1 protein-coding gene and 1 pseudogene are annotated in these 1,022 nt (G+C 60.3%); one reads left to right on the forward strand and one right to left on the reverse strand.

The window, feature by feature from the left end; all coding sequences use genetic code 11:
• Positions 1–400 (forward strand): annotated as a pseudogene (locus A3730_RS31265) (MFS transporter); the annotation flags it as partial.
• Positions 401–553: 153 nt separating this feature from the next.
• Here the strand turns inward: A3730_RS31265 and A3730_RS07370 are convergent.
• Positions 554–958, reverse strand: coding sequence for a hypothetical protein (locus tag A3730_RS07370; protein WP_063520478.1), 405 nt, complete (start codon positions 956–958; stop codon positions 554–556).
• Positions 959–1,022: the final 64 nt, after the last annotated feature.

The following is a 1,022-nucleotide window of genomic DNA, read 5'->3' on the forward strand; positions in this document are numbered from 1 at the left end:
GGCCCGTAAAGCCGGTGCCGCCTCCGCTACGTCGGAAACGGCTACCGAGCTGGGCATGGCACTGGGCATTGCCGTGATTGGCAGTATTGGTGCCGCGCTCTATCGCAGCCACATGTTGACGGCCATGCCCAAAGGGCTAACCGATACGATGGCACTGGCAGCAGGCGATACACTGGGTGGAGCCATTGGTGCCGCCGCCCAGCTGCCGGCAGAAGTCGCTCAGCCGCTGATGGCGGCAGCCAAAACCGGCTTCAATCTGGCGCTGCATGCCAATGCGGCCATTGGTGCAGCCATACTGACGGTAACGGCGATCGGCGTTGTGGTGATGCTCCACAAGACGCCAGACAACGACAATCACGACGAACAGACGGCATCCGGAAACGCCCCTTCCCAGGGGTAATGCTGTTCACTTAAGAGAAGCCGCACGGAGCCAACAGCGTCGTCATGCCAGCATAACTTTCCAGCAATCCCGAAAGTTGAGGGAGTTGAGGGAAGCGATGTTTACATCGCGAAGGCCTCAGGTCCAAGTGAACGGCATCCCCCGCCCAGGGGGTTATTTCACCCGATCGATGATAACGCGGGTTTCACCCCTACCCTGAGCCTGACCGAAGGCGGCCACCAGAGTGGGGCCTTCAGCCAGGCGTACCTGCTGGCGCACGTGATGTCGCGTTTGCGACTCTGGCCGATAGGCAATATCCAGCGCGAACCCATGCTCTCCACGGCGCTGGACATCAATGCGGTAGCCCTCTCCTGCCGCCTGCCAGCGGCGCCGCCCCTTTCCTTTTCCCACGCTGTCATAAAGGCGGATTGTCCAGTCAAGTCCACCGTCTTCCCTGGTGACCTCGCTCACGCGAAGTCCATTGTCAGGCACGCCCACCCGATCCAGCAGAAACACATGAAAGGCACTGGCGATTGCCACCATACACACCACAGCACTGAGCCAGAGCCGCCACCCCATTCGCATCACTGTCCTGCCTCCCCCATTGCGGCCCTACCGTTTATCCCTTGATTGTTTCAATTAC

Source organism: Alcanivorax sp. HI0044 (assembly GCF_001634945.1).